This is a genomic window from Nocardia sp. FBN12 (genome assembly GCF_050320175.1).
Taxonomy (GTDB): Bacteria; Actinomycetota; Actinomycetes; order Mycobacteriales; family Mycobacteriaceae; genus Nocardia.
Genome location: NZ_CP190048.1, coordinates 776589 through 801270, shown reverse-complemented (window position 1 = coordinate 801270; position 24682 = coordinate 776589). Strand labels below are relative to the sequence as shown.

The window sequence follows — 24682 nt, the reverse complement described above, 5'->3', positions numbered from 1 at the left end:
GAAAACTCATCGCGCGCGCACCGATGACTTCACACCACCTGCCCGGTCTGTATTAGCGGGCCGCCATACGCCCAGGCAGAAAGGGATTTCGGATGATCGACACCGACGAATTCGCGTTACGCACGCAGCCGTATCGACGCGAACTGCTCGCCCACTGCTACCGCATGCTCGGTTCCCTCGACGACGCCGAGGACCTCGTCCAGGAGACCATGCTGCGTGCCTGGCGCGGATACGCCGACTTCGAAGGTCGCGCCTCGATGCGCACCTGGCTGTACCGCATCGCCACCAACGCCTGCCTCAACGCCCTGGAGCACAGCAGTCGCCGCGTCCTCCCCTCCGGCCTCGACGGACCGGCCGAACACCCCGAAAACCTGCGCAGCGCCGCCGACTCGATCCCCTGGCTGCAGCCCATTCCGAACATCGTGATCGACCCCGAAACCACCGACCCCGCCGCGATCTTCGCCACCCGCCACGGCACCCGCCTTGCCCTGATCGCCGTCTGGCAGACCCTCCCGCCCCGCCAGCGAGCCGTCCTGATCCTGCGAGATGTGTTGCGCTGGAAGGCAACCGAGGTCGCGGACCTACTCGAAACCACCCCCACCGCGATCAACAGCGCCCTGCAACGCGCCCACGCCACCCTCGCCGATCACACCGCCGACGCCGACCACATCACCGAACCCGACGATCCCGCGGTCAGATCGGTCGTCGATCGCTGGGCGGCCGCGTTCGAATCCGCCGATATGACAGCACTCGCCACCCTGCTCATAACCGACGCCACCTGGGAAATGCCGCCTGTGCCCGACTGGTTCGCCGGCCGCGACCAGATCATTCGCCTGATCACCACGCAGTGCCCCGCCCGATCAGGCACGGCGCGCATGATCCCCGTTGCGGCCAACGGCCAACCCGCCTTCGCCCTGTACATCAACGGCGAGGCCCACTCCCTCCAGATCCTCACCGCGACCCCGACGGGCGTCACCCGAGTCGTGGCCTTCCACGGACCCGAGCGTTTCGCCCCCTTCGGCCTCCCCGAACGGCTTCAGCAGGCGATATTCGTCGCGCCCGACGACTCGAACGAAATGTGCACGTGGTCATAGTGATTCTGCGTCGGGCTGCCGCGATCCTCCATGTAGGACCAGCCGTTGCCGTCGTTGTAGCGCTGCTGCCAGATCACATAGGTGACGCCGAAGCGCGCCTTGTTGGCCAGCACGAAATCGGCGATCGTATTGCCCAGCGCGGCATTCGATGTCATCACGTCGAGTGCCTGCCCCGCGCCGTGGTCGCCGTCGTAGCGACCGTGCGCACCACCGATGTCGGCGACTCCGAACATCTTCTGCAGCAGGTTACCGACCTGCGCCACATGCGGCAGAGTCCCGTTGAACTCCGTCCCGCACAACACCTTCACCTTCAGCGCCGACAGCGCCGCCATCTCGTCATCGGCCCGGACGATCGGGCCCGGCTGCGGCTGATCGTTCGTCGGCGCGGCGGCGATCGGATCGGGTTCGATCGCCGAAGTCGACAGCGGTTCGACCGAAGCCACTGCCTCGACGTCCGCACCCGGCCGCATCACCATCATCAACATGCCGGGAACGGTCGCCGCGAGACTGCATACGGCCAGCGGCAGGCGACTCTTGGGAGCCGACGGTTTGCGATGCGAAGCAGTCACGTTGTCTATCACCAGTCATTGTCGAGAACAGGTCACTGTCAGATTACGAAATGGTCGCGGAAAAGTCACGCCCAGACACATACCAACAGTTGGACCAGCATCTATCACCGACAACGATCGCGCAATCCTTCCCCCGCGTGTCGCGGGCGTGGGCGGCACGGCCCTGTCGACCGCACGTGAATTCGAATTCCTCCCGCACCTGGCGTCATCGTCGCCGGGATGGCGATTATCGGCACCACCGCGCGCCCCATCCGTCGGCACCCGCGTAGCGCCGACCGACCTCCATGACTCCAATTCTGGCTTATGGCAATTGAATTCGAGCATGAACCGCTCGGCATCATCCACCGATTCGTCGGCACCATCCACCGATCCACCCCCACGATCCACACCCCGACGATCACATCAAGAACCCGGTACCGGCAGTATCGTTAACAACCACCAGCGGTACAGACTGCTGGACACCACGTCAAAGGAGACGGTTGTGCCGGATGCCCTGGATCAACTCACCGCAACACTCGGCGTCTCACCACCACCCGACTTCGCCACCCTCACCCCCGACGAGCTGACCCGCCTCGACGACTACGTCCGCACCGCCCTCGATCACCGCAAGGCCGCCCTCGACGGCGCCCTCGACTCCGGCATGCGCCTGATCCCCCGCCTGGCCCGCCCCGCCGTCAAGAAGGTACTCGGACTATGACCGCCACCCACCACACCGCCGCCGAGCTCGCCAAACTGGCCCGCGTCCTCGACCGCGACCCCGCCGACCTGGACTTCCTCGCCACCCTCCCACCCGAGGCCCTGCGCGAATTCCGCGACCAGATCACCGATCTCATCGCCGGCCGCGAAGCCCGCCGCATGCAGCGCATCGGCGCCGCCGCCAAACTCGTCCCCGCCCCCATCGCCGCCAAGATCACCGAAGCCGCCTTTGGCCCCGTCCTCGCGGCCGCGGTCGCCGGCTCAGTCGACCCTTCTCGCGCGGTATCGATCGCCGGTGCCCTCTCTCCCCAGTTCCTCGCCGACGCCACCCGCACCCTCGACCCACGCCGAGCCGCGGAAGTGATCGCCGAGGTCCCCGCCCCGATGGCCGCGGCCGTCGCCAGCGAATTGATCCGCCGCGGCGACTATCTGACGATGGGCCGCCTCGCAGGCTCGGTCCCCGACTCGGTCCTGCGCGCAGCCCTCCCACACGCCTCCGACCTCGACATCCTCCACGTCGGCTACTACCTCGAGGAAACCTCAGCCGCCGACCGCCTCCTCACCCTGGTCGCCGACCGCGTCCCCGGCACCATCCGCGCAGCCCACAACGCAGGCGAATGGCCCAAGGCCATCACCCTGTTCGACCTCCTCGGCCCCACCGAACGCTCCAAACTCGCCGACGTCGCCGCCGCCCAAGAAGACGAAGTCATCGACGGCCTCCTCACCGCGGTAGCAGACCTCGACGCCTGGGACACCTTCCTCCCCGTAGCCGCAGGCATGAGCCCGAACCCCCTCCAACGCCTAGCCCAACGCCCCACCATGCAAAACCCCACCCTCCTGACCGAAATCACCGACCTGGCCATCACCCAAAACCTCTGGCTCTCCTTACTCCCCCTGACCACCCACCTCTCCCCGACTCAACTCCACACCGTCGCCGACCGGGTAGCCACCGAACCCGACGCCTCCCTGACCACTCTCATAGAACAAGTCCACACCGAAAACCACTGGCCCACCCTGCTCCACATCGCACTCCATCAAGCCGCCCCCGCTCGAGCCCGCACCCTCACCCTCCTCAACGAGTCCCCCGACCTGGATTCCCTCGTCGCCACCATCACCACCCAGGACCCCACAACCTGGCAAGCCATCTACGAAGCCCGCGACGAAACCCCCGAACCCCTCCGCACCCTCCTGGCTACGCAGGCGACTCGATGCGGTCAACCGAACCCAGCCTCGACCTAACCGCCGACCGCCCCAATTACTCTCCGCCCATGCACGCAATCGGCACCCGCCGGCGAAACCAACCCGCCCCACCCCACGCGATCTTCGCCGCCCTCACCAACCCCGATCGCGACCCCACCCGCCCCTGGCTGAAATTACTCAAAGACGAACAACGCCCCACCGTCCTCGACAGCGAACACCCCACCCTCGTCATCTGGTCCACCCTCTGGCCCAAACACCCCTCCGCCCGCCTACATTTCGACCTCCCGCCCGACAACCACGGCGGCACCAACCTCCGCTGGACCCTTTACGTCGCCTCCCCCGACCTCGACACCTCCACCCTCGGCCACCTTCGCCACCGCATCAACACCCTGATCAACGCCAACCTCCGCCGCTCATTCGGCCAATAATCCGAACCGATCCGCACTGCATGCCGGTATCGGAGGGTCTCGCGCGTGGCCGAATCGGCATGCGCATTCAAGGACGACACCCGCCAGCGCCCACAACCGCCGCAACTCACCCGCATCGGTCGGTACCGGACGGTCGTGAATCACCGCCAATGCTCGAATCACCATCGCCTGCAAGCGAGTTCCATCATCCAGCGCATGCGGATCATCTACCGTTTCATCCGCGAAAACCGGCAACGGCTGCCCCTGCGCCGGAATCGCCCCCAGAACCCGCAGCGCCGACTCCAACAATGTCCGCGTTCGTGGAATGGACTGCTCGACCAGCCCCGCCCGCTCCATCGCCGCCACCCACCCCGCGCGCACCGGCTGCGCGGCAACCACCGAATGGGCGCCGAGCCACTCCCACAACTCCCGCCGGTCCAACGACCGTGCTGCCATCAAGCAGCCCTGTCCTCGATCGGACCGACCATCCGCTCCACCACGTCCCGACCGGTCAGCCCCGTCAGCTCGACCAACACAGCGTCGAGCCGCGCGCAGTTGACGGTATATTCGGCACCGGGCAACGCGGCCATCCCGAACAGATCGGCCAACGCCGTCCGCTGCTCGGTACCCGACATCGCGACCTTCACCGAAGCCACCGCCCGCCCACTGCCGAGCCGGTGGTGCAACGCGTGCCACAACGGCATCAAGTCCGCTGACAACGCTGCGATGGGAACCTTCGGCATATCGAGATGCTACTGCTACTCGAAAGTGCGCAATGTCAACTGTCACTTCACTTCTCGAATGTACGTCACTCCGAATGCCCTGACTTGGCGGAACTCCTGGCGGGTACTTCCGAATTCGAGCCAGCCGCCGTCTTGCTTCTGAAAGATGTCGAGGCCACGGCCGAGGTTGATACGCCATCCGTTGTCTGTACGGATCCAGCGATCGTGCCCGCCGGGATCTTTGGCCACCTCCATCTCGATGCCCTGTTTGGCAGATCCCTCCATGATCTGATTGAGCATCTGCAACTGCTTCTTCTGGTACTCCGGGGCGGCTTCGAGCACAGTGAACAGTTTGAATTTCACCTCATCGGCCGGGTCTTTGGCCGAGGCTATCAAGGCAAGCAACTCGACGAGGTTGCGGCCCTGGTGGCTCATTCGGATGTACGGGTCGTGCAGCTCGATCTCGGACGCGCCACGCAGGTACGGCATGAGCAGAGACTCATAGGAGAGGCCGCGTTGATTCTCGACGAAGTCGCGCTGACCCTGGAATAACTCCGCTGTGATCGCGCCGGGCAGGGCCACTGCCTCCGCGCCAACCGCGCCTGGTGCGCGGCCAATCGGATCGGTGAGATCCCCACCATCGTCCACCGCGTCGGGGCCGCCTCGGTGATAGTGCCGGGGGTACTCGTCCTCCTCCAGGGTGGTGACCGCCGTCCATTCTCCCGCGAGCGGCTTGTACCCGAACTTCACCGCAGCCATGGTGTCGTCTATCCGCAGGATCTGATCCTTGACGCGCTTGCGGCCCTCGACCGCGAAGTGCAGAATCTCCTCGATCTCCTCGGCGGTGGCCTGCTCATGCGGGTAGAGCAGCTTCATCAGACCGGAGAAGGTCTTGTGGATGCCGTCACGGTCACGGGTGGAGATGTCCGAGCCGAGGGTGAAGTACCGCTGGTAGCGGTCGGAGTAGTCGAGGTCGCGCATCGACTTGAGAACTTCGGCGATGTAGTCGACGACAAAGCCGTAACCGCCGCAGAACATCTCGCTGCGGATCGTGTCGATCTCCCAGCCGGGAATGTAGAAGTGCAGCCGGTCGAGGTAGGCCGAGTCGTGATAGCTCTCGGGGAGCTCGTCGAAGAGGTCTGAGTGCTTGAGCATGTATGGCACTGTGTGCGAGGTGTTGCCGACGAATACCATCGACGCCTCCGCGCCCAGAGTCTCGACACCACGGGAGAACGACTTGTTCGCCATGTAGTTCTTCATGATGTCAACCAGCGCTTTGTCGGCGCGCTTCTTCTTGCCCGCGAACTCGTCGAACGCGACGACGTCCCAATAGCCGAGCAGGCCGATCTTGCCGTTGGCATTGTTCACGAACAGTTTCGGCACGGTGATCTCGCCGCCGGAGATCAGCATGCCGTGGGGCGAGAACTCGGAGTAGATGTGCGATTTACCAGTACCCTTCGGGCCCAGTTCGACGAGGTTGTAGTTACGTTCAACAAACGGGATCAGCCGGATCAACTGCAGCATCTTCGCACGTCGCCCGAACATCTCGGGGTTGAAGCCGATCGACTGGATCAGCAGCTCGATCCACTCATCCGTGGTGAACTCGGCGCGAGCGGCGAGGTAACCGGCATAGTCGAAACTCGACATCTGGATCGGCTGCAATCGACCCAGAATCCAGGGCACCAGGCGGGCGTCGTCGCTGTGGAAGTATTCGATGTCGCACAGGCACCACACTCCTCCCACCAGCAGTTTCTGGTTCGCGTTCACCGTGCTCGGGTCCACGACCACCCCGCTGATGCCGAGGTTCGCGAACGACGCCTGATAGACGTCGTCCTTCTCGTTGAGCGTCACACTGACCCGGTCGATGATCCGGAAGCGGCCCTTCTCACGGATCTTCGACTTCACCAGCTCCGACTCGTTGCGGTGCACGTAGTGCTCAGCGAGGATCCGGCGCACCTTCTCGATGCCCTCCTGGATCGTCGCCTCGTCGTCGGTCGCGGCGAACTGCCCGAGCAAATACTCCAGCACGTAGGACGGGACGATCGCATTGCCTTTGACGGCCTTGACGAGGTCCTTGCGTACGACCGCTCCGGGGAAGTGCGCGTTGATCTTGCGATCCAGCGCCGTCGGCTCGGTGACAGCGTCCGCGGGATCGTCGTCGAGCGCCTGCTCGTCGAGGGCCGCTTCGGTCAGGTCGATGTGGTCGCTCATCAGAAATCCCATCCGTCGTCACCGGCGAAGGCCCGTTTGATCGTGTACGGCGCGCTCTTGTATTTCTTCCACTGGTCCGTGCCTTCGATCGGCTCGGAGAGCCGGAATTCGACGCTGTGGTTATTGGCCTCGTCCGCATCTTTACTGAGCAGCAGTGTCACGCTCTGGAACCGGTCGCGTCCAGCATCGCTACTCGAGTCGAAGGTCATCTCCTTCTCGTCCGAGATGAGCGTGTCGCCGAAGTAGAGGCCGACGCGCAATCGCCGCGCAGGCTTGTGCGGCTCCACCTTGGTCGATTGATACAGCTTGACGACGACCTGCCCGGTCGTGATCCGATCCGACTCGGGATGGACGTCGACGTTCACCGGTGTCACGGTATCGCTGCGACGTTTGTTGATCTGGATCACCGGCACCACGATCTCCTGCAACGAAGCACCCCCGTGGACGAACTGGAATCCGGCTCCAGGCTGCACGATTCGCTGGATCGAGTTCGGAATCTGCATTTCCAGCTCACTCGACAGTCCAACCTGGTCCGGCTGGAAGGTCGTGAACGCGGAGTCCTTCTTGAACCCTCGCCCGAGCACGTAGCGCCTTGTCGACTTCACGATCTGCTCACCCTGCGGTTTCACCGTCAGGTTGAACTGCGCAGCCAGCTTGGAACGCTGATAGAGGAACCCGTGATCGGCGGTGACGATGATGTTCGTAGCGTTCGCACTCGCGAGCTTCTTGACGATGTCGATCAACTCGCGAACCGCGTCCGCTGCCGCCGTGAATGCTCGGTGCTCGGAGACCGCCTTGTCACCTGTCGCATCGATCGTGTCGTGGTAGACGTACACCACCTGATTCGACGAATACAAGTCACGACGATCGGCCGGCTTCATCTCGACGAAGTCCTTGGCCTGGATCGCCGCACCGCCGACAGAATTGAGAATCTTGTCGCGGTTCGTGGTGCCGTCGGACCGCTGTCCGTCGACCAGTACCGGATCACCACCCTCGGAATGCGCCAGCGTTGTGTGCGGAAGCAATGCTGCCATCCCGAGTTGGGTGTAGGACGGCAGCACCCCGAGCATGGCGTCAATGGCGGCGGAGAATTTATTCTCGCCGCGAATCTTGCTGCTCAGTTCGTCGGCGACCTCGTACCGGAGCGCATCGGAGACGATCACAACGGCCTTCTTACGACCCTTGAGAATCGGCGCGACGTAGTGGTCGTAGAACGAAGATTGGGAGGTCATGCCGAGGGTGCGCCACTGGGTGACAGCATCGACCTGCTGCTGCCACGCCACCCCTAGCGGGGCGAGGAAATCGGTGACATACGCCTTCTCAACCAAATCTGCCAAAACCTCGATCGGCTGCTTGAACTCGGCGGTCAGATACGCCTGAGTGAACTGTCGATAGCGCTGGTCGATGCGGAACCACTCGTCGCGATACCGTGTCAGTCCCTCGCCGAAGCTGGAGATCTGGTAACTGGCGTTTCGGATCGCCGGAAGCAATTCGGCTGCGGCGCTGAGCCCCTCATACAGGGTTGCGTAGTCGTCGAACCAGAAGCTGTCGCGCCGCCGGGCGCTGATCGCATCGTCGATTTCGCGGTACGGCATAGTCTGCGTGCTGATCCCCTCGACCAGCCGCCGGATCACTTCACGCTCGCTGGCATCGAACACGTCAGTGACCTTCAGCGTCTCCCACGCGATCTCACTGACGTGGTCGGCGTAGTCGAGGTTGCCCTCAACGGTACGGGCCAGCGACTTCATCGCTGCACTGCTGCGCTTGGAGTCGCGGAAGCCGCGGAAGTCGAGGGCGAGGTTGCGCGCCTTGTTCGACTCGGTGACCCCGAATTTGTCAACGGCGCGCTGGAACATCCACAGCACGAAACCCGCCACCGTCGGCGCCGGTGACACGTACCCGTAGATGCCAGCGGCTCCTGCCCAGTAGAAGTCCGCGAGCCCGTGGGTGGCGAGCGCGTCGAACCCAGCGGAATCGTCGTCGGCGTGGCGCATGAGCAGTGTGCGGGTCAGTTCGGAGAAGCTGTGCTCTTTCTGGGTCAGCAGTACCGCACACATCTGCGCCCGCACCACCGTCAAGTCATCGCCGAGCAATGGCAGCGCGGTGAGCTTCGCCACCAGCTTCGCGTCGTTGAAGAACAGCGGATGCTGGGCGATCAACTCGTCGGAACCGGGTGCTGTCAGCCCGAGGTCAACGCGCATCAACGCGACCCGGTCGGCGGTGAACACCGGACCGTAGGCCAGCTCGACGTCGAGCAGCCAGTTCCCGACGCCTTCGGGCACACGCCCGCAGCGATAGATCAAGAATTTGGCTGTCGGTTCCGCGCGCAGCACACGATGCTTGATAGCGAACTCGTCGTCGGCGACACGCAGCACCGTCACCCCGTTCGGTGCGTGTGCGTCGAGGTCTGCCGCGTAATCGCCATCGACGTCGTGCCACACCACGATGCGCCGTGATTCGAAACGGGCCACTAGATGGTCGGCGATCGCGGGACTCCTACTCATGCTGCGACCCTTCAGTTTTCGCTTCCAGCTCGCGCAGTGCCGCGAGGTCGGCCATGTCGGCCTCCAATGCCGCCTGGTGTTGTCGAGCCGCATCGAAATCTGCGTAGCGGTTTTCAGCGAGTGCGCGAGCCACCTCCGCTCGCACAGTGCCTGCGTGGGTGAGTAGTTCGCGATCGTTGAAGGCGAGGAAGGCGTCGAGCTTGTTCGCCCAATCAGCCATCGTCATGGCGGTGCGCCGCTCGGCCTGGTCTTCGGCATAGTCGAGATACATGGTCACGATGCGGTCGAGTTCGCTGATCTCCGCGCTGGCGAGATAGTTCTTCGCGGTGACGACGTCGCCCTTGCGTACTACGGTGCCTGCCCAGGTGGTGAGGCCCATGTCGGGCGTCGTGGCCCGGATGGAGCGGATGCGCTCCAACCACTCGTCGAAGTAGTCCCACCCGTCAGCGGCCTTCAGCTTGGCGTCGTCCATAGCGAAGCCCTTGACGAGATACTCGCGCAGCACGCTGGTTGCCCACTGACGGAACTGCACGGCGCGCGGTGACGTGGAGCGGTAACCGACGGCGAGCACCATGTCGAGGTTGTACACCTTCACCTCGCGGCGTACCGGCCGGGTCCCCTCGGTGCGAACAATCAACTCAGAGTTGATTGTTGCCTCGCTCACCTCGCCATCAGCCAATACGCGCGCGATGATCTGCTGCACGTTCTGGAGTGAGGAGTCGTACAGCTCGGCGATCTGCGCCTGGGTGAGCCACACGGTGCCACCGGATGCGCGCAGCTGCACCCGCGCGCCATCACCGGACTGATAGAGGATGATCTCGCCATCACTCATCGCTCGCCTCCAAGCCGACGATCTTGCGCACTGCCGGGTAGAACTTCGGGTAGTTCACCTTGACGCCGTCGTCGAGATCGATCTCGACCCGCTGTGTGGCAAGGGGATAGAGCACGTCGTGTTCGTAGTCGCGCAGCTCGGCGAGCACCTTGCGCAGCCGATCGGCTTCCTTCTGATCCTTCGCCGATGCCCCACCGGCAGCCGCCGCTTCGGCACGCTCGAGTGCCTTGCGCAGCTTGTTCTCGTACTCGCGCAGATACTCATTGAGGACGGTCGAAACCGTTGACGGGGTGTACCTGTGCAGGTAGATCAGCGCGTTGAACGAGCCATTGGGGCTGGAGAACATCCAGTAGATGGGGCGCTTCTTGTAGCGCTTCACATGATCGTCGTAGAACTTCGACTTGCCTGCCTTGGTGATGAAGTAATCGCGCAACGTCTTCACGCCCAACGATTCCTCCACGAACCGCAGGCTCTCCTCGAAGTGCTCCGCACCGAACGCAACCTTCAGGAACTGCCGGAATTGTTCGACAACGTCATCTTCGAACCAACCGTCATCTACGAAGGGAATGACGTTGTCGGCATCCGGCATATACCTGACTTCACTGGCTGAGCCTGCCGCAACCTTCGCGAGATAGTCTTGGCGCGTTGCGCCCTGATCGGCGAGGATCAGGCCCGGCTCATCAAGACTGTAGCGGCCGAACATGCAGCCTAGCGCGTAGGAAATCAACTCTGCGGCGAGATCCGCTCGCTCCAGAGCCTCATACTCGGCAGCTGTTTTGCCAGGTCCGTATCTGAACTCGACGTTACGCGTTAACGAGACCCGATGCAGCGGCACATCGGTCGGCACCTCACCGATCAAGCCGTATGCTTCCGCGACGACGCGATTATTCTCAACCTCGCACTCCTGCTGGCGTTTGGCAAGAACCATCGACTCGGCCGAGTAGGCGTCAACTGCATCCACAAGGTTCGCCGATCTTAGGGGCACAAGCGGATTGCTGGTGAAATCCCACGATGTCTCGAAACTATCCCAATCACCTTTTGATGCGACCAAAGCATCGCTCACGGCTTGCACATTCAAGGAGGACCGCAATTTTGGGGTTGGCATATTTCCTACAGCCGCAAGCCGAAAGTCCAAAGTGGGACTGGTTGCCGCTAGGACCACTCGGAGGGCAGAGCTATTCATAAGTGACAGCAACTGAATCATGTCAGATTCCGGAGCGAACAGCGATGGTGCGGTTGAGTCAAATAATTGCCCCTCCGGATACCAACGAATTGAAAACTCACCGGAGGTTACTCGCCCCCATGAAAGTGAAGACTTAAAGTACCGGTCTTCACTGCGGATTGACTTCGTGTATGAACCGCCATACTGCTCAATTACCTCGGACTTTATCTCAGCACCATCTTGAGCCCAGTTGATTACGAACTGCTGGTTTCCGTACCACCGCCTGAACTCTCCGCCTTTCTTGTGCGGAAACCAGCGCCCGCCCCGTTCGCGTGCCTCACTACGGCTAGCGCATGTAAATTCAGAACGAGACATAGAAACTTCCCACCAGGACCTAAGATGCCGTGCATTATCGCCGGTCGTCAGGCCTTCTCTAAGCTCGACCTGACTTTTCAGCGGAAGACCACGCGTAAAGGCGGCACGCACGGCGTCCGAGAGCCAGTATGCGATCGGCGCCCCAGGCACCTTTGCGAAGTCCTCAGATGAGGCCATAAACCGCCACTCGCACTCGGTTCGCTGTGCGGCGTCTAGCAAAGCGGTGCGTTTCGCAGCTTCGTTCTCTCCATCAACGACACGGACAAATCCTGCGGGGCGAGAGGTATCTCGCCCCGGTTCGAGCACAAAGGCGGTCGTTGACACGACAGAGCCGCCGATCGAATCGAAGGCTCGTTCACCGAGATGGGCCATCGATACCGGCGGGCTGAGACGAACGATCTTCTTACGTAGCACTTCGTAGGAGGAGATGAACATCCACGACTGCATCGTGATCATGGCAGTGGCACCGTGGGAAACTGTCAGCGCCAGGCATCGCTGGATGAACATCGCGAAGAGGTCCGACTTCGCATCCTTGAACTCGGACTTGGCGAATTCGGCAAGCCGCGCATCCATGTTCTTGCTGCCCATGTACGGCGGGTTGGCAGTGACCACCGAGTACTCGCGGCTCAACATCTGCGCCTGAGAAACGGCCTTGCGCGCGCGGACCAAGGTGTCGTAATAGAACGTCGCTTCCTGGTCTTTCAGGCGTGCCAAGGCCGCAGCCGCCTGCGCGGTCACATCTGCGTCCGGTCGGATCAGCGAACCCAATATGTCCGCGTCGCGGAACTGATTCCAGAACGCCGCTTCGGCATCCCGGTCCCCATCCTTCGTGATGAGCAGATCCAGCTCATCGGGCGTGAAGGAAATCGGCTCGATCACGCAGACCTGTGGCGGAACTCCCGAACGAGTGAGGAATCGGCGGTCTTTCGCCCGCGCCTTCATCGTGAGCGCGAACGCGGCGAGCGCTCCGGCGCGAGGGTCGATCTCGGTGCCGTGGAGGTTATGGGTGAGGATCAGGCTCGGGATCTCGGACGGCGCGTAGCCCTCCTCGTCATAGATCTCATACAGCAGATCGAAGGCATAGGTGAGCATGTGGCCCGACCCGCACGCAGGGTCGATCACCGTCAACTCCTCCGGCCCCGAAATCTTCAGGAAGTCGCTCTCTTCGTCCACCGGCGCGATGTAGTAGTCCATCCGCTCGATCAGACGGGATTTCGGGCGGTTGAGCATCCACAAACGCCCCAGCGAGTTCTCGAGAAGGTAGCTCACGATCCAGTGCGGAGTGAAAAGTTGGGTAGCGGCGGGGATCTCGTCGGCACCGGCCTTCTTGTTCTTGCTGAACCCGGCGAAGACCTCGTCTTTGCGTTCCGAGATGTAGAACTGGTAAAGCCAGCCGATCACTTCGACGTCGTCACAGACCTTTTCGGTAAGCACCTCTCGGGCCCGCGACAACAAAGCCCCATCCGCGAGCAGTCCTGCGGGCACCAGCAGTTCGGTGTAGGCGCCCTCGGCCTCGAACATGAACGGCATCGTCTTGTGCCAATAGCGGCAGTACGCGGTCAGCAGCAGCGCATAAGCCTCACCCTCGGCATCGGTGCTACGGCGGCTGCCGTCGAGCAGACCGGTGATCGCGTCGTGGACGCGAGGATTGGCGACAACCTCGGTGTCGAGGTCGCCGCGCTTCGCGTCGGCCAGGATCTCCGACTGGCCGTGTGCCTGGCCGTGGGCCGGCGAGACGACCCCGGCGTTGGTGTAGCCGTGGGCGTCCATGAAGCGCAGCGCGATGAGCCGGTTGAACCAGGTGTAGGCGACCTTGTCGATCACGTGCTTGCGACCGTGGTCGGCGATCGCCGACTCGAGCAGGCGCACCGTCTCGGTGCTCTCGCTACGCGCGAGGGATCCTGAGCCGAGCACCGCCGACAGGCGCGCCTCGACGGCGACGATCAGTTCGCGCCGGGCGGACTTCGCGAAGCTCTCCAACGGTTTGGTGTCCATGCTGCGTCCTTGAACTCGTGCCCGCGAGGGCGTGGGCACTAGAGCGTGATGCGCTTGTTGTCCTTGATCGTCGCGAGCAGCGTCGCGCGCAGCTCAGCGAGGTAGGCGTCGACCTGCTCCGCTGTCTCCAAAACCCCACCGGCTCCTGGCATTTGAATCTTCTTGATCGAGATGCTCTGCTTCGCTGGCGGCGGCACCGGCACAACCGTCGATTCGCCATCGACGGGTTTTTTCGGTGTCGGAGCCTTCGCGGCTTCGAGCTCGTCGAGAATCGCCGGGTAGATCGTGTCCGTGAACTGTTCGGTGAGGTGCCGGATCGTCGGGATCTGGATCTCTTGTCGTATCCGGGTCCGCAGCTGCTCGGTCTGGCGGGTCACCGAGCTACGAGCTGCCTCCGTCGCCGCAGCGAACGCCGCGCTGCCCGGCACCAGATTCCAGTACTCGTCGATTTCCGTTGTGGCCGCGCCGCGTTCCTTGGTGAGTACACCGTCGAGCTGTTCGCGCAATGCCGTGACCGCGCTGCCGAGTTGTGTGGTCTTACTGCCACGGAAGATCTGGGCGTCCTCGAGCGCTGTCTCGATCCCATCGGCGACTCCGGCAGGCAGGTAGCTGATGTTGGTGCTGTTGGCCTGCATGAATTCACGGGCGCGGTCGTAGATGTCGCGCTGGTTGCCGTTGAGGAACGCCTTGATCGGATCGATCGCGTTGTCCTTGGCGTCGAGCAGATCGTCGGCACCGGCGAAATGCTCGACGAACCACGCCGGCGGATTGGCGCACAGCTCGGTCAGGAGTCTGATCGGCTCGTCGAGCTGGTCGATGAAAGGGTAGGTAGCAGCGGCGCCGGAACGCAGTGCTTTCAACTCTGCGAGTCGCGCTTCGAGATGGTCCTTGCCGACCCGGCCGAGTTCGGCGGCATCCTTGGTGATCGCGCCGTCGTCGGTGAACTCTATGACGAACTTGCGGAACAGGTTCACGACCTTCTGGTCGTAGACCCGCTGCGGCGCGACAATCAGATTCGGATAGCGCTGGGTATTACGCAGCACGCCGACGATCTCCGTCCGCGCCAGCGTCTTACCGTCGATCTGCATCTCGATCTTGGTCTGGCCAGCGAGATAGGCGACCACGGCGGCGACGGACCACTGGTCCCAGCCGTAGGGCTTGGCCGTGTACCGCGCGAGGAGTTGCTTCATCGTGACCATCTCGTGCCGCTTGCCGCGCATCACCAGATGTCCGAGCAGATCGCCGGCCGGGACATCGAGGACGCCACCGGTCTCGGCGACCAGGCCGTCGGCCGGGCTCACCAGTCCGCCCAGGCTCTGCTCGCTGAAGGTCTTACCGCCGAGCATGCCGAGGTTGGTATAGGTGGCGGCGATCACCTTGCCGAAGCCGTCGTTGATGCGATTCTGCGCATCCGTGGCGGTCACCTCGAGGATTCCGGCGTTGTGGATCAGTGTCGACGCCCCGGCCGCTGTCCGGAGACGTTCGACGATCTCCTTCTCCCGCTCGGCGTTCTGGGAACCCTTCTCACCGAGAATCCGGGTTTCGACCGGGGTGCGGCTCGACCCCTGCGCACGCTTGACGTACTTCTCCGTCTTCAGCAGCAGACGCAGGTCGGCGAGGATCCGGTTCGCCTCCACGGGGAGCGCGACGCGAAGTTCGTCGAGCCCCGAGCTTTGCGACTGGATCTGCTCCAGACTGAAATCGGTCTCCGGGCTGATGAAGTGCAGCGACAACTCGTACTGCTTGCCGTACGGCACACCGTCGAGCTTGTAACCGAACGCGAAGTTCTGGCCGTTCTTGGTACTGACTTTCGTGGCCTTCACCACCGACTCGGCGAGCAGCTTGTTGAGTTTCGCGGAGACCTCGGAACTGTCGATGTCGACGTCCTTGATCTCCTGCTCGATCTTCTGCTCCTCGTTGGTCAGGTAGTCGTAGAGGTCGCCGTTGCGCTGAATGTAGGTCTGCGCCTCCAGCGTGTTCAACGCCTCGACCACATCTTTGCCGAGCTGGGTCAGATCGACGCCGAAGCGGTCGTAGACCAACACCGTGAGATTGCGGGGTGTGGCCCTGAAGCTTTCGACGTACTTCACCAGGAACAGTGCTTTGAGCAGCCGCACGGCGAGTGAGCTGAGCTTGCCGCTGGCGCAGGCGTTCTCAGCGTTGATGACCGCACGCTGGTTGGCCGACTTCAGCGATCTCCGGATGCCCTCGAACATTTGGTCGAAGGACGCGAGAGTGCCGAGCGGGCGGTCAGCGAGGCGGGTAGCGACTTCTTGGACAACGCCGAGCATGGAACGCTCACCGACCGAGCTGTTGCGGCCCTCGAAGATGTTGTGGTCACTGATCGACTCTATCGCGGCCTGGAACAGCGGGAATTGGTAACCGACGAACGGGTACGTTCCGACGAAGTGCTGCTCGTCGCGGTAGTTCGAATAGTGGCGGCCCTCGACGAAGTCGAACAGGGTCTTGAAATTCGCATGCTCCGCGTCGTAGATCGCCTTGATGTCGGTGCTCGCATCGTCAGTTTTGGCCAGGAGGCGCTTGCGAATGACTTCTTCGACGTCCTGGCTGGTGAGTTTGAGACGATTCTTAAAGCGCGCCTGGATCTTTGAGAAGTCGCTCGCCTGCTGTTTGGTGCGGTCGCCGCCGACCTTCTCCATATCCTCCTGGGAAGTCACGAAGACCCACGCCCGCCCTTGGCATTTGGTGGCCAGCGATTCCGCGATGGTTTGTAGGTTCAGCATGAGCTGGGTATTGGTGCCGATGAACTGGCCGACCTCATCGACGAAGAAATTCAACCGGTAGCCAGCGGGCTGCCGGTTGAGCCACGTCGCGACCTCGTCGGCGAAGTCTTCGATCGAGACCGAATGGTTGTTGCTGTACTGGCGGATGATGCCGGGGCTCTCGGAGCCGTTGACCTCCGCGAAAGCCTTGTCGATGTTGCCCGCTTCGAGAGCGGACTGTTCTCGGCCCTGGGTCCACGGGATTCCCGCGATCCGCCCGAAGGATTCCTTGAAGGCGGCGTACTGGTCCCGGGAGTCGAGGTCGCGCTCGAACCGGGCGATATGGCCTTGGTTGCCGTAGTAGCCGCGGGACTCATCGAAGATCTTCACGAACACCTTGAGCAGGGCGTCCTTCTGGTCCTTCGAGATCAGGGTGGCCTTCTGGTCGATGTTGAACAGCAGGCTCTTGGCTTCGATCCGCTCGGCCTTGTCGATCAACGCCGGGAGGAACTCGCCGTCGGCTTTCGCCCGAAACTGTGCGCAGACGGTGGCACGGGGGAGGTCGTGGCCGTCGATGTCCCCGAGCAGATGGGCGAGCATCTTCAACAAGTGCGACTTACCGGAGCCGAAGAAGCCCGACAGCCACACACCGTTGGCGTTGGTGTAGTTCGTGTACGCCTCCAGTGCCTGCTCGACGCCTTTGGCGGCCTCGTTGGTGAGGACGTATTCCTCTACCTCGGTCACTAGGTGTGACGTTTCGTCGGCCTTGATGACACCCTCGATCGAACGGTCGATCGGCTTGGCGAAGATCTCATTGATCGTGGTCATGCTCATGGCTCTTGCTCCAGAATGTCCTTGGCCCGGTAGTAGCTGTCGCTCGCGCCGAGATTCAGCGCACGGAGCTGGTGTCCGGCCGATGGGGTGAACTCATAGGTCCCCGGAAACCAAGCCAGCAACGGGTGGGCCACCACCACGCTCTGTAGGTTCTCGAGCACCGTGTGCGTACGGATGAACGGAAACACCTCACCGATACCGGTGAGGAAGACCACGGTTCGGTTGGGCGCGGTGGTGTTGGTGTTACTTCCTGGTACAGCATCGAGCCGAGCGCGGATCGCCGGGGCGAGGTGATCGTACGGATCGAGCATGCCTTGGAGCATCTCGCGGAACTCGGTCTTGTCCATCGTCGGCTCCGCCTGGAGCACGCGGTCCCAGACACCACGTTCGGTGAGGAGTTCGACGGCGAGGTCGTAGAGGTTGATGTCGACCACGCCGATACCGTCGTCACTGTGCAGCTTCGTGGTCACCCGGTCACGCACATCATCGACATCTTCGGTCCAGGTCGGCGGAAAGGGGTAGATAAAAAAGGGGACGTCCTTGGAGAGGCCCTCCATCTTCAAGAACCGGTCGCTACGCAGCACGTCGTAGACGTGCTTCTCCTCCTGAGCGAGGTTTCGCTGGGCTGTTCTCATCGCTGCACCTGATTGCCTGAGGAGGTGAATGGTGTGGTTGTCGGGAAGAACCGAAGGTCGCTGGGCGTGCGACGGGCCAACATCTCGGCGACGCGATCGGAGATTACGGCGGGAACGATGTCGCCTGTATCAGTAAGCAGACCTGCCTCCCCGAGCATCCGGAACAAGGTCTGCCGAAGCTTCTGTCGCGTGGATGACTTCAAACCGTCGAGTTCGGGATGCCACAAGCTCTTGCCGGTGATGAACCGGTCGAAGTCGTCGGCGCCTAGGCTCGGCCTCATCAGCAGGAAGCGCTCACGCAGCACATCCTCAGCGAAATCACCGATCAATGCGTAGCGGCGACAGGCTGCGGCCCACATCAGGTGGCGCTGCTCCGTCGGGCTACCGTCGACGAGTAATTCGATCTCATCGTCATCGAGCGCCGAAAGTCGCTGAACGGTCTCGCGGGCGAGCCGGATGAGGGATGAGATTGTGCGAGCCTGCAGTAAGTTGCGGTCGACAACCCGGGCACGGGTGGCCTGCCAGTCGCGAGAGTCGAGGTACATCGCCGCGACAGCCTCCCCTTCACGCGCCAGGAGACCGCCACTGGTGAACGACAATGCGAAGCGCGATTGCGTTTCGTCAGTCACGTGGCGCAAGGCCTCCCTTTCCTGGTCTCCGGCTTTCTGGGGGCGCAATAAGACTATCGGGAGCGTACGACAGTTCTGGTCGCCGGTAGACGTCATGCCATGTCGTTGATCCTCCCTCTCTCTCATGATGGGGTGCGTCGCCCCGTTCCAGCATCCCAGATCGTCAATCCCCCTCCACTGCAGCCGCGGGATCGCGACCTGATGCTGCTGGCAGTCTCCGTTATCAGCGCAATCACTACCCACGCTTCGCCCGGACATCACGCATACTCGCGAGGTCGCAGGGGAAACACAACGCGGGATACCTTGCCTGCAACCAGACTGGCTACACGCCAACGTTGTTCACGCCGACGGCCAGCACGCCGGATGGGTTGGCTGGCTGACGTATCCCCAATCCCCAGGACACCGCCAAAGCCTGGACCCACGCCCGCTCATTCGCGGGCACCCACCTACGTCGACCGCGGACAGTGTCTATTGATGTGGCATCGCATCCTTGACGGGCTTGTCGCGCACGAAGCTCGACGAGCACATCAGGTCGACCATCGAAACACGGTCGTCATTTTTCGACGGTTCGTCGCTGTAGATGGCTTTGACGACGGCGAGCTGGGAAGCCTTGTCCAACTCCGTGTATTGACCGCACGTCACCTTCAGCGGATCGCCGATGGGTGCGGGGGCACGGGTCGTGGTGGGTTGGGCGGTGGTTGTCGGCGCGGGTGCGGCGGTGGAGTCGCCCTCGCCCGAAGAGCAGCCCCCGGCCACGATCCCGACCACGCACCATGCCGAGACGGTGACAGCCAAGCGTGCAGTTCTCATCGGGTCATCATGGTGCCCAAGCTCTTTCGCCGTCAACAGGGGCGACAGTCGAGCCCGGGCGACCGACATGCGGATGCCCACCGCGCATCGAAATACGGGTGGGCATCCGGACAGAATTCAGTCGATCACGCCGCGCCGAGCGCCGCGTTGATCTTGTGCATCATCGCCGCCATCGCCGGCGCCGGCTGAACCGGGACCCAGCCCGCCTCCAGCGCCACCTGGACCGTCTGACGGAAATTGTCGGCCTCGGCCGAGCTCTGCGCGTTCAGCATCGCCATGGCTTCGGTCAGAGCAGGCAGGACCTGATCGGCCAGCGCGGCGGTGGTCTTGCCGTTCAGCACAATGTCTTTCGACTTGGCCGACAGCACGTGCCCGACCAGACCGGTGGCCGAGTTGAGGGCGAGCGAACCGGCCGTGGCGACCCTGTGCGGCTTCGCCGACACGGTGGCGAGCAGCGAGACAGCGCCGTAAGCCGCGGTGCGGATGATTGCTTTGTCCTGGTCGGCGAGGGTGATGGTGTTCGACATCGGAAACTCCTTGAAGTGGTTGGTGTTTGTGATGTCACTACTTTCGCCAACCCCGCTGACAGCGACCTGACACCAACCTGACACCCTCGGCTCGACCGAATCAGTCCTGGGTCGAGGGCCTGTCGCTCACGCAGAACACCAGTTCACGGACGCTGCGCAGCGGCGAGCTCGTGTTCGGCCGCCGCGGCGCGGGCAGAGAACGGGCACTGCCAATCGGCAGGTTTGGGGCGCCCGGAGTAACGGCGTGCTTCGGACAACGTCTCGTACTCCATCAGGTTCGGGTTGATATCGCCCTGCAAGATGATGTCCTGCTTGCGGATCTTGTCCGCCAGGCGGTCCCACATGCCGTCCGCTTTGACCCGCGCGAATTGTTCGTGGGAGTTGAACGCCAACATCGGGAACGGAGGACGTCGGCCGAACCGGCGGTGAGTCTCGTGCAGGCCGATCACGAAGAAGGATGGCCCGCCACGCTGTACTTGAACTCACCGGATTGCGGATCGGATGAACAACCGGCCGCCCAGCCGAAGCGATCGGCGTCCGCTTCGTGCAATAGTTGCAGATGCTGCCACAGCAGTTCTTCGAACTGAAGCTCGTCGACACCGCGGGGCCGTTCGAAGGTGGCGATAAAGCTAGTGAACTTGCGCGAACTCCAGTCCGCGTTACCGACGAACTCGGCGAGATCCGCGGCCATCAGCCGAGCTGACTCCTCGCCGCCCATCACGTCGTAGTGGCAATGGGTGATACCGCCCTGACGCCAGGCGGAGCGACCCGCCAGACAGGCGAACCGGTCGCCGAGCAGGAAAGTCTCCAGTTCAGCTCGCGCCTCTGTCGTCAACGCCGGTGTTCCTTCCAAGCACGCGTCCCCGGCCGAACGGGTGAGCTTCGATCCGCTCGGCGAAAGCAGCCATCTCCACTGTGCTGCGCGGGTGATCCTCTCAGCCGACCAGGAGGATGCGCGAATCGAGCGAACCGTCGCTAACAAAGGTTTGCCCGCACGAAGGCCGAAAGCGACAAGCGTCCGTGTCGCAGATCACGCGTTCCGAAACGGCTCAGCGACCGGGTTCGTCCGGTCGCGACGAACCAGAGTCATCGCCCGGCGCACCCTCGGCAGACCCGATCCTGCGCGGCCTCGCCATCCGCCGAGACCGGCCATCCCCACCGACACGTTTGCGCCGCGAGGCGTCGAAGTCGAGAAGGCTCGCATCATGCTCGGCACCGCCGGCAGCATCGACCCCGGACCGCACCGCCGGGTTGACGGGAAACGATCCTGATTCGCGCTGCAATTCCGCGCGCGTCACCGGACGGGTAGCCGCCGGATCGTAGCCACCATCCGGAACCCAGGGCGCGCGCCGATCCGTACTGGTCTCCGCCTGACGTCGGCGCGGCCGCCTCGGCAGCCGCACCACATTCGAGGGCCCGTCCTCGGCTGGCGGACCGCCCGCTTCCGCAGCCCTGGACTCAGCCAACTTCCGACGCAGCCGCTCCACCACGTCGAATCGATGCTCACCGGGTCCCCCCATGGACCCTGGTCCTGTTTCCTGGTCCGACATCGAACTAACCGCAGGCAGGCACCGCAACACCCGTCAACAACACAGCACCCACCACCTCGAACTTCGTCCTACTTCTAACGCTCACCTTGACATTCTGCCTCACGACCCCATCCCCCGTCTCGACCCCGTGGCACTCCGAGGATGCACGATCCGGCGACAGCGCGGTCAACGATGCCCGGGCTGCAGCTCGGACGCTCGGCGCGCCCTCCACTGACGCGTGTTCGGGAGGAGGTCACATCTCGATAGCGAATGCCCCGTGAAGTCCGCAGGTGCTGTCGGTGGTGCGGCGTAGTGTCACGCGTGTCGGCGTTGTGACCAATCGGAGGTTCGCGATGGACGTGCTGCTCGGGATCGGAACACGTAAAGGGCTGTTTCTCGCTCGTAGCCAGGACGGGCGGGCAAGTTGGACTGTGTCGGCGCCGCAGTTTCCGGTGGCTGATGTGAAGGCGTTGGCGATTGATACCCGGGGAGCGACGCCGCGGGTGCTCGCGGGGGTGTTGAACAGCCATTTCGGGCCCACGTTGGTGGTCAGTGATGATCTCGGGGAGACGTGGAGTGAGCCCGATGACGCGCCGCTGGCCTTCCCGGAGGACACCGGGGCGGCGTTGCAGGGTGTTTGGCAGATCGCGCCGGCTACCGATGCTGAGCCGGATGTGGTGTACGCGGGGGTCGAGCCGTCGGCGTTGTTCCGGTCGGCTGATCGTGGTCGGACGTTCGAGCTGGTGAGGGGGCTTTGGGAGCATCCGCATCGGCCGCAGTGGGAGCCGGGCGGTGGCGGATTGGCTTTGCACACTGTGCTGCCGCATCCGGTCGATACGCAGCGGATGGCGGTGGCCATGTCCACCGGCGGGGTTTATCAGACTACCGATGGCGGGGAGTCGTGGGCGCCGACGAACAAGGGGGTCACCGCGGATTTCATGCCTGGTGAGTTGCCGGAATGGGGGCAGTGTGTGCACAAGGTTGCCCTTGATGCCGAGTCGCCCAGCACGATGTATCTGCAGAACCATGGTGGTGTGTTCCGCAGTACCGATGCGGGGGTGAGCTGGCAATCGATCGACGGTGGGTTGCCGCCGTCCAATTTCGGCTTCCCGATCGTGGCGCATCCGCGTAGGCCAGGGGTGATCTATACCTTCCCGCTGGTGGCGGATATGGATCGATTCCGCTTCCCGCCCGATGCCACCTGCGCGGTGTATCGCAGCGAGGATGGCGGCGAGACGTGGTCGCAGCTGGCCGACGGACTGCCGAAGGTGCCGTTCTGGGCGGCGGTCATGCGCGATGCCATGTGCGCCGACAATGCCGACCCGACCGGCATCTATTTCGGCACTCGCAACGGCGAAGTGTATTGCAGCGCGGACGAAGGCGATCATTGGCAGCTCGTGGCCGACAAGCTGCCGGACGTGCTGTGCGTGCGCGCCGCGGTTATCGGGTGACGCGATGGCTCGCGTGTGCTTGCCCTCCATGCTCCGCACTTACGTCGACGGCGCCAAGGAACTCGATGTCGACGGTGCGACCTTGCAGCAGGTCCTCGATGCGCTGCGCGAACGATCGCCAGGTTTGGAGCGTCGGCTCCGCGACGAACGCGGGGCATTGCGCCGGTACGTGAATTTCTATATCGACGGGGACGAATGCCGTCTGCTCGACGGTCAGGACACCGCTGTCGACGCGCGCACCGAGGTGATGATCATTCCATCGGTCGCCGGCGGATGACAACGTATTCCGTTGGGGTCCAGCACCTACCGGTAATAGGGAGTGGCCTGCACCCAGTGGAACCCGCGCGAGACAGCCGGGTACTGCGAGAGGTCGACCTGGTCCAGCTGCATTCGCACCGGCCGACCGCCGAGCGTGCCCTCCAGGATCAGCCGATCCGATTGCGGCTGAACGTAACTGAACGTCGCGAGCTTCCATTGGTGTGCTGTGTCTTTCGACAGCGTGATGGTGTGTTGGTCGGTGTCGATTCGAGCGGGGAAGGAGAGAAGTGAATCGTCCAGCCGCTGCACGGTCATCCCCTGGGGGATATCGAAGATGATGCGACGGAATCGTTCGGTGAGGTTTGGTATTGCGCTGGTCGTCGGCGATTCGCGAAAGTCGACCAGTGCGGGTTTCTGCTCGCCCGCGACCGAGTACTCGGTGACGTTCCAGATGCCGTAGAGCGGTGACTTGGGCCGTGCGTTGCCGTAGGTGTGCCAACCGTCGTATGCCTCGACGGTCATGGCGCAGAGCAGCCAGATACCCATCAACACCTGGGCCGCCAACAGGATTCGGTTGCCACGCGGTGTAGTCAGCAGTGGTGTCGACTTCCGCGACTCGACGGCGCGGCCGAGTAGCGCCCGAACGAGCCGGACGATGTCAGGTGCGGCCAAAACTGTTGCGTACAAGAACAATTGCAGAGCGAACAGCTTCACCGGCACATCGAAGCTGAGATTCATCAGGAGCACCTGCAGCGCGACAACAACGGCGAGCACAGACCCTATCCCCGCGGTCAGCGGCAGCACAAGCAGCAGCGCCGCAACAACTTCCGCTGCACCGAGAGCCATCTCGTACGGCTCAGACAGCGACGACTGCGCCCACAGCACTGCCATCGGACTCATGTTCCCGAACGGTTCGACCAACCGCTCGAGGTTGAACGACATCTGCGTCGGCAACACCTTGATCAGCCCGTACAGAAACAGCGCGCTGGCCAGGGACATACGCAGCAGCAATCGGAACCACTCATACAGGCGCGCGTAGTTCGGGCGACGGCGATCGAGCACCGACCACGCGACAGTGACCGGTATGCCGACCAGGACCAGGGTGAGAACAGCCGCCCATTTCGCCGCCGTATCTCCACTGCCGGTGACCGCGTAATCGATGGGCACGTCGAAGACCTGGGCGCCGACCCAGTCGGTGAGCGGATGCAGCGCCGTCCACTTGGCGACCTCGGTCACCGTCGCCTGCGGCAGTCCGAAGGTACGCAGCAACGCGTGCAGCAGCCACACCCCCGCCATCCCGACACCGACGACAACGAACCCGAACCGGAACAGCACCCGAACCGCGGGATGCCACCGCTCCACTGCCTCCCGCTCGATGTCCATGACCTCGGGCTCCCGCTGAGCCAACTCCCCTGTAACCATCCACACTCCTACGGTCGAAAGCCGTCCGGGTGAAACGCTATGGGAGCGCGGACAACCGGGAAATCCGGCAAAACCGTTGCCCCGAGCATTCGGGCCA

At 63.0% G+C, this 24682-nt stretch carries 19 protein-coding genes and 1 pseudogene; 6 read left to right on the top strand and 14 right to left on the bottom strand.

Going from position 1 to position 24682, the window contains the following annotated elements; genetic code table 11:
* The first annotated feature begins 92 nt into the window (after positions 1-92).
* The gene (locus tag ACQHI0_RS04105; RefSeq protein WP_427906591.1) at positions 93-1094 is read left to right on the top strand and encodes a sigma-70 family RNA polymerase sigma factor; all 1002 of its coding nucleotides are present in this window, start codon (positions 93-95) and stop codon (positions 1092-1094) included.
* Here the strand turns inward: ACQHI0_RS04105 and ACQHI0_RS04100 are convergent.
* Positions 1037-1663 (bottom strand): hypothetical protein, encoded by a 627-nt coding sequence (locus tag ACQHI0_RS04100; protein WP_427906590.1) that lies wholly within the window; start codon positions 1661-1663, stop codon positions 1037-1039. The genes ACQHI0_RS04105 and ACQHI0_RS04100 overlap by 58 nt on opposite strands.
* 481 nt (positions 1664-2144) lie before the next feature.
* Here ACQHI0_RS04100 and ACQHI0_RS04095 point away from each other — a divergent pair, with 481 nt between their 5' ends.
* The 3 genes from ACQHI0_RS04095 to ACQHI0_RS04085 are packed head-to-tail and all read left to right on the top strand — an operon-like array spanning position 2145 to position 3987.
* Positions 2145-2360 (top strand): hypothetical protein, encoded by a 216-nt coding sequence (locus tag ACQHI0_RS04095; protein ID WP_427906589.1) that lies wholly within the window; start codon positions 2145-2147, stop codon positions 2358-2360.
* The gene (locus ACQHI0_RS04090) at positions 2357-3598 is read left to right on the top strand and encodes a hypothetical protein (protein WP_427906588.1); all 1242 of its coding nucleotides are present in this window, start codon (positions 2357-2359) and stop codon (positions 3596-3598) included. The genes ACQHI0_RS04095 and ACQHI0_RS04090 overlap by 4 nt, the downstream gene beginning before the upstream one ends.
* Positions 3599-3627: 29 nt before the next feature.
* Entirely contained in the window at positions 3628-3987 is a 360-nt protein-coding gene (locus ACQHI0_RS04085; RefSeq protein WP_427906587.1) for a hypothetical protein, read from the top strand.
* Here ACQHI0_RS04085 and ACQHI0_RS04080 read toward each other — a convergent pair.
* From ACQHI0_RS04080 to gntA, 12 genes and pseudogenes are all read right to left on the bottom strand, one after another.
* Positions 3973-4422: a TIGR02679 domain-containing protein gene (locus ACQHI0_RS04080; protein ID WP_427906586.1), complete on the bottom strand. Its 450-nt coding sequence runs from the start codon at positions 4420-4422 to the stop codon at positions 3973-3975. The two genes, ACQHI0_RS04085 and ACQHI0_RS04080, sit on opposite strands and share 15 nt — an antisense overlap.
* Positions 4422-4709: a TIGR02679 domain-containing protein gene (locus ACQHI0_RS04075; RefSeq protein ID WP_427906585.1), complete on the bottom strand. Its 288-nt coding sequence runs from the start codon at positions 4707-4709 to the stop codon at positions 4422-4424. The genes ACQHI0_RS04080 and ACQHI0_RS04075 overlap by 1 nt, the downstream gene beginning before the upstream one ends.
* A 42-nt stretch (positions 4710-4751) precedes the next feature.
* Positions 4752-6899, bottom strand: a complete 2148-nt coding sequence (gene brxL / locus ACQHI0_RS04070) for a BREX system Lon protease-like protein BrxL (protein WP_427906584.1) — start codon at positions 6897-6899, stop codon at positions 4752-4754.
* On the bottom strand, positions 6899-9403 hold the full coding sequence (pglZ, locus tag ACQHI0_RS04065; protein WP_427906583.1) for a BREX-1 system phosphatase PglZ type A: 2505 nt from the start codon (positions 9401-9403) through the stop codon (positions 6899-6901). Before pglZ ends, brxL begins: the two co-directional genes overlap by 1 nt.
* Positions 9396-10235 carry a RhuM family protein gene (gene rhuM, locus ACQHI0_RS04060; protein ID WP_427906582.1) on the bottom strand — a complete coding sequence of 280 codons (840 nt, stop codon included), beginning with the start codon at positions 10233-10235 and terminating at the stop codon, positions 9396-9398. The genes pglZ and rhuM overlap by 8 nt, the downstream gene beginning before the upstream one ends.
* Positions 10228-13767: a BREX-1 system adenine-specific DNA-methyltransferase PglX gene (pglX, locus tag ACQHI0_RS04055; RefSeq protein WP_427906581.1), complete on the bottom strand. Its 3540-nt coding sequence runs from the start codon at positions 13765-13767 to the stop codon at positions 10228-10230. Before pglX ends, rhuM begins: the two co-directional genes overlap by 8 nt.
* A 38-nt stretch (positions 13768-13805) precedes the next feature.
* Complete coding sequence (gene brxC, locus ACQHI0_RS04050; RefSeq protein ID WP_427906580.1) at positions 13806-17318, bottom strand: BREX system P-loop protein BrxC; 3513 nt, start codon at positions 17316-17318, stop codon at positions 13806-13808.
* 2 nt (positions 17319-17320) lie between these two features.
* Positions 17321-17959 (bottom strand): DUF1788 domain-containing protein, encoded by a 639-nt coding sequence (locus ACQHI0_RS04045; RefSeq protein WP_427906579.1) that lies wholly within the window; start codon positions 17957-17959, stop codon positions 17321-17323.
* Entirely contained in the window at positions 17956-18588 is a 633-nt protein-coding gene (locus tag ACQHI0_RS04040; RefSeq protein ID WP_427906578.1) for a DUF1819 family protein, read from the bottom strand. Before ACQHI0_RS04040 ends, ACQHI0_RS04045 begins: the two co-directional genes overlap by 4 nt.
* A 468-nt stretch (positions 18589-19056) precedes the next feature.
* Positions 19057-19398, bottom strand: a complete 342-nt coding sequence (locus ACQHI0_RS04035) for a hypothetical protein (RefSeq protein WP_427906577.1) — start codon at positions 19396-19398, stop codon at positions 19057-19059.
* A gap of 125 nt (positions 19399-19523) precedes the next feature.
* Positions 19524-19925: a hypothetical protein gene (locus ACQHI0_RS04030; protein ID WP_427906576.1), complete on the bottom strand. Its 402-nt coding sequence runs from the start codon at positions 19923-19925 to the stop codon at positions 19524-19526.
* 143 nt (positions 19926-20068) lie between these two features.
* Positions 20069-20760 (bottom strand): annotated as a pseudogene (gene gntA, locus ACQHI0_RS04025) (guanitoxin biosynthesis heme-dependent pre-guanitoxin N-hydroxylase GntA).
* A 1047-nt stretch (positions 20761-21807) separates the two neighbouring features.
* Here gntA and ACQHI0_RS04020 point away from each other — a divergent pair.
* Both ACQHI0_RS04020 and ACQHI0_RS04015 read left to right on the top strand, forming a co-directional pair.
* Entirely contained in the window at positions 21808-22905 is a 1098-nt protein-coding gene (locus tag ACQHI0_RS04020) for a WD40/YVTN/BNR-like repeat-containing protein (protein ID WP_427906575.1), read from the top strand.
* 28 nt (positions 22906-22933) lie between these two features.
* Complete coding sequence (locus ACQHI0_RS04015) at positions 22934-23182, top strand: MoaD/ThiS family protein (RefSeq protein ID WP_266299262.1); 249 nt, start codon at positions 22934-22936, stop codon at positions 23180-23182.
* 26 nt (positions 23183-23208) lie between these two features.
* Here the strand turns inward: ACQHI0_RS04015 and ACQHI0_RS04010 are convergent, their stop codons facing one another.
* Positions 23209-24585, bottom strand: a complete 1377-nt coding sequence (locus ACQHI0_RS04010) for a hypothetical protein (protein ID WP_427906574.1) — start codon at positions 24583-24585, stop codon at positions 23209-23211.
* Between the last annotated feature and the right edge of the window lie 97 nt (positions 24586-24682).